Source organism: Dorea sp. AF24-7LB (assembly GCF_003478575.1).
GTDB classification, from domain to species: domain Bacteria; phylum Bacillota; class Clostridia; order Lachnospirales; family Lachnospiraceae; genus Dorea_D; species Dorea_D hominis.
This window is the reverse complement of record NZ_QUFR01000004.1, coordinates 138746-153601: the sequence shown is the minus strand read 5'-3', so window position 1 is coordinate 153601 and position 14856 is coordinate 138746. Positions and strand designations below refer to the sequence as shown.

The window sequence follows — 14856 nt, the reverse complement described above, 5'->3', positions numbered from 1 at the left end:
ATATGGCAATAAAAAGCAGAGCAGTATTACAGGAACGGATAGCAGGAGGATATGACAATGGAATTACTTGATGTAATGAAAAAAAGATTTTCAGTACGCAAATACAAAGAGCAGCAGGTAGAGCCGGAGAAGCTGGCGAAAATCCTGGAAGCAGCACACGTTGCACCAACAGCTACCAATGCGCAGCCGGTGCGGCTGATCGTGGTACAGAGTGAAGAAGGCAGAGCGAAACTGGACAAAGCTGCACGCCTTTATGGTGCACCGACAGTTATCATCGTATGCGCCGATCATGATAAAGCATGGGTGCGCAAATACGACCAGATGCAGACGACAGATATCGATGCTTCGATTCTGACAGATCATATGATGCTGGAAGCAACCGAACAGGGACTTGGAAGCTTGTGGGTATGCTGGTTTGATCCAAAGATTGTCAGAGAAGAGTTCGAACTTCCGGATAATCTGGAACCAATCAATCTGCTGGCACTTGGTTATGCGGATACAGAAGAAAAAGGACCGGATCGTCATAAAACAGAGCGAATCAGCCTGGATGAACTGGTGACGTATAAGTAAGAAAAAGGATGCCATTGATATCTGATTTTCTACATTTTTATTTGTTGTGAATGCCTGTAGTTATATACAGGCATTTTTGTTGTTAGGGCAAAGCCCTGTTTTACATTGTGGAGTTTTTCGTTGATCCGAAAAACGGAACTTTGGAAAACAAATAAACCACCTGCTGGGGGTGGTTGAAGTTGCTTCAGCTTACAGTATAAAACCTCCAGTGCTATAATAATGTTAGGTTCGCCAACCGCATTATTTAACAAAGGAGGTATCCATATGGATAATAATAGTTTATCACATACGAAATGGAATTGTAAGTATCATATTGTTTTTGCTCCCAAATATAGAAGAAAAGTAGCATATGGAAAGATTAAGCAAGATATTGCAAATATTTTAAGTATGTTATGCAAGAGAAAAGGTGTAAAAATTGTGGAAGCAGAGATATGTCCAGATCACGTGCATATGTTAGTTGAGATTCCACCGAGCATAAGTGTATCGTATTTTGTAGGGTATTTAAAAGGCAAAAGTACATTAATGATATTCGAACGTCATGCAAATTTGAAGTACAAATACGGAAATAGACATTTCTGGTGCAGAGGATATTATGTAGATATGGTAGAGAAAAATGCGAAGAAAATACAAGAATATATAGCAAATCAATTACAGAGTGATTTGGAATATGATCAAATGGCACTGAAAGAGTATATTGACCCGTTCACGGGTGAGCCAGTAAAACATAACAGATAAAGATAAGCCCGAAAGGGCTTAGTGAGTAAATGATGTTGCGATTGGGGAATCTATTTCGATGAGTCTTTAGACTCCAGTGCTGGTAACAGACTCTTATAGGGTCAAAGCAAACCACCGGCTAAGCCGGTGGTTGTGATTTTCATATTAAAATTTCAAAGTTTAATTATTTGCTTTTGCACGACGTGCATCATTTTCTTTCTTAATTTCTGGATAAATTTTATCTAATTTATAAAATGCCATTAAAATTAAAGAAAGAATACACAGAATTAACGGAACTCCGCAGAAAGCTAACTGAATAGCTGTGATGGCTGAATCCGGCTGTGTAGTAGCAGAGGCACTGTAATGACCCCAAACAAGTAATGCAGAAGTAAGAGCACTTACAGTAGCACTGGAGAATTTGTTCATAAATCCGGCAAATGCATTTTGTGTACCAGACATGGATTTGCCATGGAGATACTCGCCATAGTCGATTGTATCCGCAATCATTGAAAATACCATAACGAGTCGTGCACCTAAACCAAAACCTACACAGAATACAAAGGCATAGATAAGAACAAGGTTTCCATGTACTAATAATAAACCAATGAATCCGATAAGCATAAAGACAGTGGAAATCTGCATAATATCACGTTTGCTCATAAAACGGTTTGCGACAGAAGCAAGAAGCTGTGAGATGAACTGTCCCACTGTCATAAGCGAAGTAGCAAGTGTCATTTTTGAAACATCGCCGACAATATAAGTGAAGTAATACTGCATTGCGCCGGAAGCACCAAGCCAGGCTACGCACAATAAGAATGTTTCAATGAAAACAATCATAAAAGGTTTGTTTGAGATTACATATTTAAAATCAGTAATTAAACTTGTTTTCTTTTCAACAACCGGAGCCGGATTAATTTCTTTTACATTAATTGCAGAAAGAAATACGATTACAATTACAACAATAGCAAGAACCATATTTGTATAACGATATCCAACAGCCATATTTTTTCCGTTATCACTGAAGAAGTTAACTGCAGGAATTACAAAGGATGCAGAAACTAAAGAACCAAGACTTGCCATTAACATACGAGTTGTCGTGATGTTGGTTCTTTCCAGAGGTTCTGGTGTCAAAGCAGGTAATAATGCGTTCATAGGAATATTTACTAATGTATATCCAAAAGAGAATAAAATATAAGTAGCGTATGCATATACCAGTTTTGCTGTTGGTGAAAAACCTGTAGGTACGCAGAACAGTAAAACCATTCCAACAGCTAGAACAGGAGCACCGGCAATCATCCACGGACGACATTGTCCAAGTTTGGTATGTGTACGGTCGACAAAGGAACCAACCATATAGTCTGTACCAGCGTCAATCAGTTTTGTTACAACAAACATAAAACCAATGCTTGCAGCATTAATAGAAGCGATGTCTGTGTAATAGAATAACAAATAAGTATTAACAAGAAGATATGCAATATTACATGCAAAGTCACAAATTCCGAATCCGAGTCGTTGTTTCCATATAAAACTCTTTTTTAAATTATTAGGGTTCATTTTTAGTCCTCCATAGTAGTATAATTATTGATAGAAACAATATTAAAACAATTGAATTAAATTAGCATGTATTAATTTTATCAAATAAAAATAATAAAAACAATTTACATATTCAACAAAAAAGATGTGAATATATATGAATATTTAACAAAAAAAGCTCTTTTATATAAATTATATTGACAAAAACAGGGAAAAATGGAAAAATAATATTAAATCAATTGAATTAAAATAAAAAAGCAGAGAAAAATAATCAATACAAAGGAGGACATGGAAATGAAAGCACTATATTATACGGAAGCTGGAAAAGGAGCAATTACAGAAATTCCAAAACCATTATGCGGAGATGATCAGGTTATTATTGAAGTAAAATCAGCAAGTATCTGTAAAGGAGTCGAAGTTGGGCATGCAAACAATGGAACTGGTTTATCTACATACCCGGTTATTCCTGGGCATGAATTTGCAGGTGTTATTACAGAGGTCGGAAAAAATGTTACAAAATTAAAAGTAGGAGACAGAGTAACAGCAGACAATACAGAATTGTGTGATGACTGCTATTTTTGTAAACAGGACAAACCTTTATATTGTGAAAACTTTGGATCAATTGGTCATAATATAAATGGTGGATTTGCAGAGTATGTTGTTGTAAAAAAAGAAAAAATATTTAAAATTCCTGATGATATGGATTTCAACACAGCATGTATGACAGAACCTGTAGCTTGCTGTATTCATGCAATGGATCGGTTAAATGTTCAGTATGGTGAAGTTGTCGTCGTTGTTGGTGGTGGACCAAACGGACAGATTTTAAGCCAGATGTTATGTCATTCAAACGCTAACAAGGTCTTTTTGATTGATAAACATCCGGAAAAACTTGCACTTGCAGAAGCGCATGGAGCAATCGGAATTCAGTCTGATACATCAGGAGAATTAAAACATTTCAAAAAAATCCGTGAAATGTACCCGCTTGGAGTAGATGCAGTTATTGATGCAACAGGAAATGCACAAAGTATTGCAGATGATTTCAAACTGTTGAAAACAGGTGGAAGATTATTGCAATATGCGGTTACACACGAAGGCGCAATAGCACCAATCGATACGATGGAATTCTTCCTTGGAGAATTTACATATTATGCAACAAAAGCACAGACACATTGTTTTGGACGTGCGCTGGATGCGATGATCAGCGGAGATGTAGATGTAAAGTCATTAGTTACTTCTGAATATTCGTTGGATGATTATTTTATTGCATTAGATAAAACAATCAATGACAGAAGTCAGCTGAAAATTGTGATCCACCCATAAAAAAGAAAATTGTGTGGAGGTAAGATAAAATGAAAAAGCAAGGAATTATTAATGGGAAATTAATGGGAATACTGGCAGGGCTTGGCCATACGGATAAGATAGTAATAGCTGATGCGGGTTTCCCGATTCCGGAAGGTCGTGAGGTTGTGGATTTGACACTTGTAAAAGGAATTCCAACATTCATGGATGTTATGAAAGCGGTTTTAAATGAAGTTGCAATAGAAAAAATTATGATGTTTGCACCATTAACAGAAGCAAATCCGACAATTTATAATAAATTAAATGATACATTGGCAAAACAGGAAAAGGTACTTGCCAATCCAGATGAATTTCTTGAGGAAGCAAAGAGTGCAAGAGTTGTGATACGGACAGCAGAAATCACACCATGTTGTAATGTGATTTTGTATTCTGCATCAGGAATCAATGAATTATGGGAGCCGTTGGATGTAACTATAGATTAAAGACTTATACAGGGAGAAGAAAGATATGAGATATACAATGCTTGGAAAAACGGAATTAAAAGTATCACAAGCTACAATCGGAACCTGGGCAATCGGAGGTGCCGGATGGGGTGATGTGAATAAAAAAGAATCCATGGAAGCCATTGAGACGATGATTGAAAGAGGTGTAAATCTGATTGATACAGCACCGTTTTATGGATTAGGAGAATCTGAAAAAATAGTTGGTGAGGTCATCCGTGACAAGAGAGATGATATTGTATTGCTGACAAAAGCCGGTACAGGTTGGAATGAAAAAGGTGTTCCTTTTAAAAGATCAGATTACAAGTCCATTCTTAAGGATTGTGAAGAATCATTGCAGAGATTAAAGACTGATTATATCGATTTGTATCTCATTCACTGGCCGGATGAAGTGACCCCAATTGAGGAAATGATGGATGCAATGAATAAATTAAAACAGGATGGAAAGATCCGCTTTATCGGAGCTTCTAATTTTTCGAAGGAAGAGGTTTTAGAAAGTGAAAAATATGTTTCATTTGACGTCTTACAGCATCCGTATTCTATGGTTGCGCAGGACTTCAGAGAGCTGTTAACATGGGCACATAAGAATAATATCGGGACAATGTCTTATGGATCCCTTGGAGCCGGAATTTTAACAGGAAGTATTCGGGAAATGCCGAAATTTTCTGAAGATGATATGCGATTGAATTTTTATGATTATTTCAAGGAACCGAAATTTTCAAAAGTAATGCAGTTAGTAAAACGTCTGGATGTATATGCAGAAAAATATAATGTGCCGGTTTCGCAGGTGACAATTAACTGGAATACACAAAGTGGATTCTTGGATACCATTTTGATGGGTGTTCGTAATAAAAAAGAAGCTGAAGAAAACTGTGCTGCATTTGAATGGAAGTTGGAGCAGGAAGATGTAGAGAGTATTACGAAGGATATTCAGGAAACTCTTGGTGCATAAAAGGATAGGTAATTGCGTATCAGTTTAGTTGTGCGCAATTACCTATTAAAATATACTTTATAAAATATGCTTTGGAAGCTCGTTGTCAATCACCAGAGAGCTTCCACCAAGAAGAACAGCGTCTAACTGTGTGGAACGTCTTCCTGTGATATTGACAATCTCTGTTTTAGAATACAGAGAAAAGGTATCATATTTGGTCAGATAAGAAGTAACCGTTTTTAAGAAGGCTGCTTCAGGTGGAATTTCGTCTCCGATTAAAATACTGTGCGGAGAGAAAAGCTTCATTAATATAATTAGAAACTGGGCAAGCATATCGGCAATATGATCATAAACTACTAATGCCAGAGGATCCTTGTTTGAGTAAGCGTTGATCAGATTACGATATGTGAACTCTGAAAGATCCTGAAGAGAAGAGCCTGGATAATCGGGAAGTAAGTTTATAGCGTGTTGCATAATAGCATCAATAGAAAGCACTTCTTCTATGTTTTTCAATGTATTTTCTGAGTCATGTACATAGATTTCGCTGAAACAATGTGCAGATGAATAGGCACCATGATAGAGGCTGCCATGATGTAAAATACTAAGGTCAACAGAAGTACTGAAGTCTAGGGTAAGGACGATTTTTTCGTTAATGTTATGAATGTAATCTTTGGTGTAAACATGGTAAGCCGTAAAATCAACAGCGCGTTCAATATAAACCGGATAAGGGCAGGATGCTTTAAAGAAAGCGGCAATATCGATCCGCGAATCAGGACCAAAGATACAGAAGGTTGCATCAGAACTATAGTCCATAAAAAAGTCATTTTGCAGACCAAGAGATATGCCAAGTATTTCATAATCATTGGCAAGAATAGAAAATTCTTCTATTTTATTATTAATATCAACAAGTGTCTGATAAAAATTGTCATATGATTTATATTTTTTCTTTTCGACTGCTATACAGGAGAGATTGATATCAAAAATGCCAATAGCAAAATAAGAAGATGTAATGCGGACAGAAATGGTACAATAATTTGAATCAACCAGACGTACACCTTTTACACGGCGACCATTTTTTCCTTCGATGAGTCCACAGTCTTCAACGAGATTTTTCTCGATGAATTCATTGATGATAATCGTGATAGTGGCAGGTTTGAGTCCGCTAAGTTCAGCAAGTTCAATTCGGGAAATGACTGAATGTTTTCGTATGAGCTTTAAAATCAACCTCCTGTTATAAAAAAGAAGATCAGTGCTGTTATTTCCACGTTGTTGTGAAAGAGTATGTTTTTTTTTCATAGAATTTCCTCACTTGTTTTATAATTATATTATTATTATATTAAATAAATAAAATTAAGTAAAGAGAAATGTAAAAGGATAAAGTATAATTGAATTAAAATAAAGAGGTGGTAAAAATGTCAAATAGTATTATATGTGTAGGATTTTGTTGTGTAGATGTCCTGGTCCGTGGAATGCATAAGATTGACCGTTCGCAGGAACATATTCCGGCAGACAATATAACCATTTGGGGAGGCGGAGATGCGTTTAATGAAGCGGTTGTACTGGGAAAACTTGGAAATAATGTAAAAATATATACCGGGTTGGGAAGTGACTGTGCAGCAGAAGTATTGAAGAGTATCATGCGTGAGACAAATGTAGATTATCATTTGTCTGAGGTGCAGGAAGGAGGAAAAACTTCCATAGCGGTTCCGATTGTGTTTCAAGATGCAGAACGTGGAATCTTGGCATCCGGATTGAGTGATTCGTTGAACTTTTATATGAATCCGAAAAAAATAGAAGGCGCACATATTGTATCGTTAGGAAGTTTGTATTTTCCACCATTATCGGATGAAAAAAATACACTGGAGATCGTAAAACAAGCGAAAAAAAATAACAGTATCATATGTGCAGATATGATGTGGGTAAATGACGGCAGCTGTACGCTGGAGAAATACAAGGAAGTGTGGCCATATATAGATTACTTCTTCCCGAATGAGGATGAAGCAGCAAATCTGACCGGCAGGACAGATGTAGACGAAATTGCCCGGATTCTGCTGGATCAGGGAATAAAAAATGTTGTAATAAAGATTGGAAAAAGAGGTTGTATGGCTGTAAATAAAGAGGGCAGTATGATCGTACCACCATTGTTGGTAGAACCAAAAGATACAACAGGAGCAGGCGATAATTTTGCGGCAGGATTTATGACAGGATTAGCAGAAAACTGTTCGTTAGAAGAATGTTGTAAGTATGCAAATGCAACAGCTGCGATTGCAATACAGTATGATGGTGCCTCTACAGGTGTTAAAAACCGGAAACAGTTAACAGATATGTTAAAAAGATATGAATGGGAGAAATAGAATATGAAAAATGAAACAATATATTTGGCAGAAGATCAGAAATTTGAATATAAAGAAACAGAAATTCCAAAAATCGGACCAAAAGATGTATTGGTAGAGATAAAAAGTATGGGGATATGTGGATCGGATGTAGTCTTTTTTGAAGAGCATACGGTACAGGGTGCCTTAGATTACAATCTGCCAATCGTATTGGGACATGAATGTGCAGGTGTGGTTGTAGATAAAGGAAATGAAGTTTCAACACTGGAAGTCGGAGACAGGGTTGCTCTGGAACCTGGCATTCCTTGTGGCGAATGTGAATATTGTAAAAGTGGACATTACAATTTATGTAGAGAAGTCAACTTTATGGCTGCTCCGCCTTTTAAATCAGGGGCAATGAGTAAATATGTTAAGCATCCTGCCAGCTGGGCATTTAAACTGCCGGAAAATGTTTCTACAGTAGAAGGTGCGCTTCTTGAACCATTGTCTGTTGGTATGTATGCTGTAAAGCGGGCAAATCCACAGCCTGCAGATACGGTTACCATCCTGGGAGCAGGTTGTATAGGGCTAATGACATTGCTAGCACTTAAAGCAAGAGGAATTGATAACATTATAATGATGGATCTGTTTGAAAATCGTCTGGAAAAAGCGAAGGAAATGGGTGCAAAATATTGTATTAATTCAGGAAAAGAAGATATGGCAGAAGCAGTCATGCGTCTGACAGGCAGACAGGGAACAACTTATGTGTTTGAAACAGCAGGAAATCCTGTTACAACTAAGGCAGCAGCTAAAATTGCAAAATGTGGGGGAAAGATTGTAATGGTTGGTCAGGTACATCAGCCGGTAGACTACGACTTTTTTGAAATTAATTCAAAAGAAGTAGACATTCTAAATGTATTTCGTTATGCAAACATTTATCCAATGGCATTGGAAAGTGTGAACAGTGGGCGGATTGATGTTAAGCAGATCGTAACAGATATCTATTCCTGGGAAGAAGCACAGAAAGCATTTGATGTAGCACTGCATAATAAACAGGAAGTATTGAAAATTGTGATTGAATTTTAAATATTAAACGGAGGAAGTAAATGAAGGCAGTAGTATTATGTGGTCGTGGTAAAGTAGAGTATAGAGAAGTAGAAAAACCACAAATAGGAGAAAGAGATCTTTTGATTGAAGTAAAAGCATGTGGTATTTGCGGAAGTGACTTACACTTTTTTTATGGGGGAATGGAACCGATTGGAGAAGTGCCTTTGGTTATGGGACATGAATTTGCAGGAATCATTGTTGAAAAAGGAAAAGAAGTTGAGGATTACTGGCAAATTGGAGATCGTGTCGTATCGGATAATACCGGAGGAGCATGTGGAAGATGTGCGAGCTGTGCAAGGGGGAATTTTGTTGCCTGCGAACAGAGACAGACTATGGGAATAACCATGGATGGAGGATTTACAAAATATGTAAAAATTCCTGGTTCATTATTGGAAATGTATAAAAATTGTTTATGGAAAATTCCGGAGAATCTGTCCTTTGAAGAAGCTACATTAATGGATCCGGCAGCAAATGGATACAATGCAGTAGTTCAGCAGGGCAATTTGAAATCAGGAGAGATTGTTGTCGTATTTGGAGTCGGGGCACTGGGACTTATGTCGATTGCCCAGGCAAGTATTGCGGGTGCATCTAAAATTATCGCAGTCGGAATGAAAGCGGATCGCAAAAGAAGAGAAAAAATTGCCAGAAAATATGGAGCGGATGAATTTTTCGCATCGGATGAGGAAGAGAATATAGTAGAAAAAGTAAAAGAAGCAGCGAGAGAAGACGGAGTTGCGTTAGTAGTAGACGCAGCGGGAGTTCCAGCATTAACAAGTGCTGCAATTCAGATTGTCAGAAGTGAAGGAAGCATTGTCCGGATAGGAATGAGTAACAAAACGTATGAAGACAGTTTGGATGGTTTCTCGCTCAAAAATATTCGGTTTTCCGGACATATGGGATATAACCAGGAATCCTGGAGAAATACATTGGCATTGGCAAAAGCAGAAAAATTAAATTTAAAGCCGATCATTACATGTATTCTTCCACTGGAAGAATATCAGCAGGGATTTGACATGACAAAAAATCAAGAAGCATCAAAAGTAGTGCTGGTACCGTAAAAGAAAAAGATCCTAAAGGAAGTGCATTACGATGGCACTTCCTTTTTTTGGAAAAATCTGTATAAAATAACTAAAAACAGCTTTTTGATTAAAAATATATTGACAAAAAAGATGAAAGTAGAGATAATTATATTAATTCAATTGAATTAATATAATAAAAAAGAAAAGGAGAATGAAAGATGCCATTAGTTACAATGAAAGAAGTTTTAAAAGAATCTATTGAAGGAAAATACGCAGTAGGAGCTTTTGACAGTTTGGATCGTGTGTTTACAGAAGCAATTATAAATGCGGCAGAGAAAAAGGGAGTGCCGGTTATTTTAATGGTTGTACCTCCTTGTATAGAAGGACCGGATTCAGAAAGATTCATGGAATATGTAGTTACAAGATGCAGAGAGAGTTCAGTTCCTGTTGCAGTGCATCTGGATCATAGCCCATCCTTTGAAAATTGTGCCAGAGGAATTCATCTGGGATGCACATCAGTAATGTTTGATGGTTCTGCACTTCCGTATGAAGAAAATGTTGCTATTACAAAGAAAGTTGTGGAAATGGCTCACGCAGCAGGAGTAACTGTGGAAGCTGAGATTGGTCATGTATCGGGACACGAAGGAAATATGTTAGATGGTAATATTGCCGATGAAAGTGCATTCACAACAGTAGAAGAAGCTATGCAGTTTTATCAGGATACACAGGTTGATTGCCTTGCTGTAGCAATTGGAACTGTACATGGTGTGTACAAAGGAGAGCCACATTTGGATCTGGATAGATTACAGGCTATTCGCGATGAGCTTCCAATCCCGGTTGTTATTCATGGAGGTTCCGGCCTGAAAGAAAAGGATTACAAAGAATTAGTTGCACATGGTGCAAATAAAATTAATTTCTTTACAACGATGACACTGGCAGCATCAGAAGCAGTAAGAAAATTACTGGCTGAACATGATAAGCTTACAATGACCGATATCATTGAAGTAGGGCAGAAAGCTGCGGAAGACATTGTCAGTGAACATATTGAGATATTCGGAACAAAACCATTGACAAAATAAAAAAATATGCAGATGTATCAATAAATACAGATGAGCATTTACAATAAGATGTGAGGTATATGTGATGGGAAAAAAAGGAAAGCTTGCTGTAAATACAGGCTATTATACAATGGATATTCAGGAATATGCCGTGCCGGAACCAAAAGATGATGGAATGGTTATTAAGATCGAGGCGTTTGCAATTTGTGGAAGCGATCAACATTTCGTAAAAATGAAAGATGAACATCCGGCAGGAGTCCAGGGACATGAATTCATGGGACGGATTGTTGCTATGGGAAAGAACGCCAACGAACATATGCATTGCTATGGCGGAAAATTAAGAGTTGGAGACAGAGTTGCTGTTTATCCGCATATTACATGTGGAACATGTGATTCATGCATGACATATGGAGACGGCTATTGTGGAATCTGCGAAGATGATTTTATTTACGGAGGTGTGTTTTTTGCACAGGATCCTTCGAAAATTAAAAACCATAAAGCAGAAATATGGCCACATTTTAAAGGTGGATTCGCAGAATATTGCTATATTTTTCCGGGAACATATTTATGGAAAGTGCCAGAAGATATGCCATCAGAAATAGCAACATTATTAGATCCATGTGCAGTAGCTATGCGTGCAGTTGAGCAGGTGTTAACACCAATAGGCGGAACCGGTGAAGGCTTCAGTATTTCATCCAGATGTTTGATTGTTGGTGCCGGGGCAATTAGTATTATGGTAGCTATGATGTTAAAACAGATGGGAGCAAAACAGGTTATCATTACAGATTTTTTTGATGAAAAATTAGAAATGGCAAAGAAAATTGCAAATGTAGATCTTACGATCAATACATCAAAGATGACATCACAAGAACGTATCGAATATATAAATAAGGTGACGGAAGGTGGTGCACACATTGTAATAAATGGCGCAAATCATCCGTCATCCTGCATTGAATCGCTTCAGATGGTAAGAAAATGTGGCTATTATGTTGAGATCGGAAATGCAATTGATTTTGGAGCACATATTATTTCCGAAGTAAATATTCCGGCGGTCATTTTTGAAAGAAATGCACACATTACAAGTGTTGTTGCAAATACACCGGCATGTTTTAACCGTGCGTTTGAATTTTTGAAACGTTATAAAGAACTTCCGTTTAATGAATTGATCACACATAGATTTACCACATTAGAAGAGATTATTCCGACAATGAAACTTATGGGAAATCCGGATTACATTAAGGGCGTATGTCTGTTGGAAGGAGAAAAAAATGAGTGAAAAAATATTAGTGATTGAGGACTTTACTGTACGTGGGACAGATGATATGCATGTCTTTGACAAATTAAAAGAGAAATATGATGTTGAATTGAAATATATTACAGTGCAGAAAGATATTGAAACAGGAGATGATTTTGCTGAATTTTTCCTGCAAATGGAAAAAAATGGTCCGGATGTAATACCGGAAGAAAAAGAATTGGTTAATGCAATCGAGGATGCAGATATCGTGATTTCGCATATCAGCGCATTGAATACAGCAGCGATTAATTCAGCAAAACATTTAAAAGCGGCATGCATTATGCGAAGTGGTGTAGAAAATATTAACCTTCCTAATGCAATAGAAAAAGGAATCAAGGTTGTAAATGCACCTGGAAGACTTGCGGTTCCAGTATCAGAGTTTACAGTAGGATTGATTATTTCTGAAATAAAAAATATTGCAAGATCACATCAAAGAATGCAGAAGCATATATTCGATAATGATTTCCCGAATGCTCCGTATTCGGTTAATCTGAAAGGAAAAAATATTGGAATTATTGGATGTGGTGCAGTAGGAAAACGTGTCGCGCAGATTATGAAAGCGTTTGAGGCAAATGTACTGGTATATGATTCTTATATGGCGGATGAAAAAATCAAAGAAATGGGATATACACCGGTGGGCCTGGATGAGTTATGCTCTGTGGCAGATGTTATTTCTATGCATTACCGACTGACGGAGGAAAGTAAAGGTCTTCTTGGAAAAGAACAGTTCGCAAAGATGAAGAAGAGCTGCTTTTTGATCAATACAGCAAGAGCGGGACTGATTGAAGAAGAATGCTTGATGGATGCACTTGTAAATCATAAAATTGCCGGAGCAGGCTTAGATGTATTCCATGAGGAACCGTTGTCAGAAGACAATCTGCTGCTTTCTCTTGATAATGTAACAATTACCAACCATATGGCAGGACATTGTGCGGATATTTTCCAGATGACAGCAGATATCATGATGGATACACTGGAGCATTATCTGCAAACAGGAGAATGGAAGCATGTTGTAAATTAATGGAGGTGGATGATGCAGGGAATGAAGAAAGAAATTATTGTTATAGATTATGGTACGTCAAATGTGCGCGTAAATATGATCGATACAGCTACTGGCGACATTGTGCATTCAGCTTCTCAAAAATATGCTATGGAAGATAAAGGTATGGGATATGCAGAAATATCCACAAATGATTTATGGATGCATTCGGTTTCGTGTATGAAAAAAGTTATGGATAGTCTTGGAGTGGACGAAGAATATGTGGCACTTTCTTTTTCCTTTTTCGGTGACAATCTGATTCCGGTAGATTGTGATGGAAACGCATTAAATGATTGTATCTTGTGTATGGACGCTCGCGGTGAGCAGGAGATGTGTGAGATTAATGAAAGTATACCGAAGGAACAGCAGATTGATGAAATTGGAGACTGGTATTCTATGCCGTATAAGTATGGGACCAAAGTAGCCTGGATAAAAAAACATGGTGCCAGAAATCAGGGAGAGATTGCCGGATATGATTCTTTGCAGCAATTTATTTTCAGAAGGTTGAATTTGTCTCCGGTGAATGATTATACAATGGCGGTCAGGAAACAAATCTGTAATTTGACATCGCTGAAATGGTCACAACCGTTTATGAAAACATTAGGATTGACAGAAGAGGAAGTTGGTTCGGAAATTGTACCAAGTGATACCATTGTAGGATATATTAACCATTATGGCAATGTGGAATTTAATAAAGAAATTCCGGTAATTGCAGGTGGACATGATTGTGATATGGCATTGATCGGTATGGGTCTGATCCATGAGGATATGGATATTATCGGGGATGTGATTGGAACTTTTGATCATGTCGGCTACTCGGCAGAACACATGATTAATATAAAAAAAGAACAGCCGGAAACAGAATTGTGTTCTTCTCATGGTGCTTTGAAATATTTAATGAGCATTCTTGGAGCGTTCCCTACGGCGGGTGCTACATTAGAATGGTTCATGCGTGTAATTCACGGAAGTGCAGAAAGTGTGGATTATCAATATTACTGGGATCATGTGAATTTTGATGGAAAAGGTAATGTTTTCGTTTGTCCTACATTTGATGCAGGGCGCGGGAAAATAGAAGGACTTGGAATGACCAGTACAAAATCGGATATTTTTAAAGGAATTATAGAAGCACTTACTTTTGAAAACAGAAAATTAATTGATATGTGTGAAAAGAGCAAAGGACAAAAAGTCAACAGTGTAAGAGTATGCGGTGGTGGAGCTGTTTCTGATGAGTGGATGCAGCTTCGTGCAGACATTTCCGGCAGGAATATTGAAAGAATGAAGAATATTCAGTGTTCATCTCTTGGAAGTGCAGTGCTTGCTGCTGTAAAAGTAGGTATTTATAAGAATTTGGATGAAGCGGTTGAACATATGGTGTGCGTGAAAGATATATTTGAACCACAAAATAAAGAAAAATCCAGATATGAAGAAAAATATGAAAGATATATCAAAAAAATGGGTTATACAAAGTTGTAGAAAGGAT

General features: G+C 37.3%; 14 protein-coding genes. 12 read left to right on the top strand and 2 right to left on the bottom strand.

Features of this window, described 5'->3' with window-relative positions:
* Positions 1–57 precede the first annotated feature (57 nt).
* Together DWY31_RS05995 and tnpA are read left to right on the top strand one after the other, a co-directional pair.
* Positions 58–570 (top strand): nitroreductase family protein, encoded by a 513-nt coding sequence (locus DWY31_RS05995; protein WP_118519796.1) that lies wholly within the window; start codon positions 58–60, stop codon positions 568–570.
* A 264-nt stretch (positions 571–834) separates the two neighbouring features.
* A complete protein-coding gene (gene tnpA, locus DWY31_RS05990) occupies positions 835–1305 on the top strand; it encodes an IS200/IS605 family transposase (RefSeq protein WP_118519795.1) in 471 nt (156 codons plus the stop codon).
* Positions 1306–1464: 159 nt separating this feature from the next.
* Here tnpA and DWY31_RS05985 read toward each other — a convergent pair whose 3' ends face one another.
* The gene (locus DWY31_RS05985) at positions 1465–2838 is read right to left on the bottom strand and encodes an MFS transporter (RefSeq protein WP_118519794.1); all 1374 of its coding nucleotides are present in this window, start codon (positions 2836–2838) and stop codon (positions 1465–1467) included.
* A gap of 273 nt (positions 2839–3111) precedes the next feature.
* Here DWY31_RS05985 and DWY31_RS05980 point away from each other — a divergent pair, with 273 nt between their 5' ends.
* From DWY31_RS05980 to DWY31_RS05970, 3 genes are read left to right on the top strand one after another with little or no spacing between them, the layout of a single operon-like run.
* A complete protein-coding gene (locus DWY31_RS05980) occupies positions 3112–4137 on the top strand; it encodes an alcohol dehydrogenase catalytic domain-containing protein (RefSeq protein ID WP_158575492.1) in 1026 nt (341 codons plus the stop codon).
* Positions 4138–4166: 29 nt separating this feature from the next.
* The gene (rbsD, locus tag DWY31_RS05975) at positions 4167–4598 is read left to right on the top strand and encodes a D-ribose pyranase (RefSeq protein WP_021859753.1); all 432 of its coding nucleotides are present in this window, start codon (positions 4167–4169) and stop codon (positions 4596–4598) included.
* Between the two features lie 25 nt (positions 4599–4623).
* Positions 4624–5568, top strand: coding sequence for an aldo/keto reductase (locus DWY31_RS05970; RefSeq protein WP_118519792.1), 945 nt, complete (start codon positions 4624–4626; stop codon positions 5566–5568).
* A gap of 57 nt (positions 5569–5625) precedes the next feature.
* Here DWY31_RS05970 and DWY31_RS05965 read toward each other — a convergent pair whose 3' ends face one another.
* Entirely contained in the window at positions 5626–6843 is a 1218-nt protein-coding gene (locus tag DWY31_RS05965; protein ID WP_021859751.1) for an ROK family transcriptional regulator, read from the bottom strand.
* Positions 6844–6959: 116 nt separating this feature from the next.
* On the opposite strand from DWY31_RS05965, the gene DWY31_RS05960 reads away from it, so the two are divergent.
* From DWY31_RS05960 to DWY31_RS05930, 7 genes are all read left to right on the top strand, one after another.
* A complete protein-coding gene (locus tag DWY31_RS05960; RefSeq protein WP_021859750.1) occupies positions 6960–7901 on the top strand; it encodes a carbohydrate kinase family protein in 942 nt (313 codons plus the stop codon).
* A 3-nt stretch (positions 7902–7904) separates the two neighbouring features.
* Positions 7905–8945, top strand: a complete 1041-nt coding sequence (locus tag DWY31_RS05955) for an NAD(P)-dependent alcohol dehydrogenase (protein WP_118519791.1) — start codon at positions 7905–7907, stop codon at positions 8943–8945.
* A 20-nt stretch (positions 8946–8965) separates the two neighbouring features.
* The gene (locus DWY31_RS05950; protein WP_118519790.1) at positions 8966–10024 is read left to right on the top strand and encodes a zinc-dependent alcohol dehydrogenase; all 1059 of its coding nucleotides are present in this window, start codon (positions 8966–8968) and stop codon (positions 10022–10024) included.
* A 179-nt stretch (positions 10025–10203) separates the two neighbouring features.
* Positions 10204–11064, top strand: a complete 861-nt coding sequence (locus tag DWY31_RS05945) for a class II fructose-bisphosphate aldolase (protein ID WP_118519789.1) — start codon at positions 10204–10206, stop codon at positions 11062–11064.
* A 64-nt stretch (positions 11065–11128) separates the two neighbouring features.
* The gene (locus DWY31_RS05940; protein ID WP_021859746.1) at positions 11129–12319 is read left to right on the top strand and encodes a zinc-dependent alcohol dehydrogenase; all 1191 of its coding nucleotides are present in this window, start codon (positions 11129–11131) and stop codon (positions 12317–12319) included.
* Positions 12312–13358 (top strand): 2-hydroxyacid dehydrogenase, encoded by a 1047-nt coding sequence (locus DWY31_RS05935; RefSeq protein WP_021859745.1) that lies wholly within the window; start codon positions 12312–12314, stop codon positions 13356–13358. The genes DWY31_RS05940 and DWY31_RS05935 overlap by 8 nt, the downstream gene beginning before the upstream one ends.
* A gap of 21 nt (positions 13359–13379) precedes the next feature.
* Entirely contained in the window at positions 13380–14849 is a 1470-nt protein-coding gene (locus tag DWY31_RS05930; RefSeq protein ID WP_158575491.1) for an FGGY-family carbohydrate kinase, read from the top strand.
* Positions 14850–14856: the final 7 nt, after the last annotated feature.

Bases quoted from the DNA above. Each gene is read 5' to 3' on its own strand.
- DWY31_RS05965 (WP_021859751.1), bottom strand. From the start codon at position 6,843: ATGAAAAAAAAACATACTCTTTCACAACAACGTGGAAATAACAGCACT.
- rbsD (WP_021859753.1), top strand. From the start codon at position 4,167: ATGAAAAAGCAAGGAATTATTAATGGGAAATTAATGGGAATACTGGCA.
- DWY31_RS05935 (WP_021859745.1), top strand. From the start codon at position 12,312: ATGAGTGAAAAAATATTAGTGATTGAGGACTTTACTGTACGTGGGACA.
- DWY31_RS05960 (WP_021859750.1), top strand. From the start codon at position 6,960: ATGTCAAATAGTATTATATGTGTAGGATTTTGTTGTGTAGATGTCCTG.
- DWY31_RS05940 (WP_021859746.1), top strand. From the start codon at position 11,129: ATGGGAAAAAAAGGAAAGCTTGCTGTAAATACAGGCTATTATACAATG.
- DWY31_RS05945 (WP_118519789.1), top strand. From the start codon at position 10,204: ATGCCATTAGTTACAATGAAAGAAGTTTTAAAAGAATCTATTGAAGGA.
- DWY31_RS05970 (WP_118519792.1), top strand. From the start codon at position 4,624: ATGAGATATACAATGCTTGGAAAAACGGAATTAAAAGTATCACAAGCT.
- DWY31_RS05980 (WP_158575492.1), top strand. From the start codon at position 3,112: ATGAAAGCACTATATTATACGGAAGCTGGAAAAGGAGCAATTACAGAA.
- DWY31_RS05930 (WP_158575491.1), top strand. From the start codon at position 13,380: ATGAAGAAAGAAATTATTGTTATAGATTATGGTACGTCAAATGTGCGC.
- DWY31_RS05950 (WP_118519790.1), top strand. From the start codon at position 8,966: ATGAAGGCAGTAGTATTATGTGGTCGTGGTAAAGTAGAGTATAGAGAA.
- DWY31_RS05995 (WP_118519796.1), top strand. From the start codon at position 58: ATGGAATTACTTGATGTAATGAAAAAAAGATTTTCAGTACGCAAATAC.
- DWY31_RS05955 (WP_118519791.1), top strand. From the start codon at position 7,905: ATGAAAAATGAAACAATATATTTGGCAGAAGATCAGAAATTTGAATAT.
- tnpA (WP_118519795.1), top strand. From the start codon at position 835: ATGGATAATAATAGTTTATCACATACGAAATGGAATTGTAAGTATCAT.
- DWY31_RS05985 (WP_118519794.1), bottom strand. From the start codon at position 2,838: ATGAACCCTAATAATTTAAAAAAGAGTTTTATATGGAAACAACGACTC.